Raw genomic sequence first — 251 nt, forward strand, 5'->3', positions numbered from 1 at the left:
AACCGATCGGCACATCCGAACCCGCCCCCAACCGGGTCAGCAACGCCGCCAACCCGGCCTGCACCACCATGAACACCGTCGCGTTCATCTCACGCGCCAACGCCCTGAGCCGCCGTCCCGTCTCGGCCCCCACCGTCACCGGAACGGTGCCGCCCCGGTGCGAGGCGACCGCGGGCCTCGGCCGATCGAACGGCAACACCAACTCCTCGGGCAACCCCGCCAACCGCGACCGCCAGAACGCCACCTGCGCA

1 protein-coding gene is annotated in these 251 nt (G+C 71.7%); it reads right to left on the bottom strand.

What is annotated here, in order from left to right; translation table 11 throughout:
• On the bottom strand, positions 1–244 hold a 244-nt coding region (locus tag IG98_RS51790), incomplete at its 3' end, for a condensation domain-containing protein (protein WP_342666911.1).
• Positions 245–251 lie beyond the last annotated feature (7 nt).

The sequence above is a fragment of the Streptosporangium amethystogenes genome, from assembly GCF_000721075.1.
Lineage (GTDB): Bacteria > Actinomycetota > Actinomycetes > Streptosporangiales > Streptosporangiaceae > Streptosporangium > Streptosporangium amethystogenes.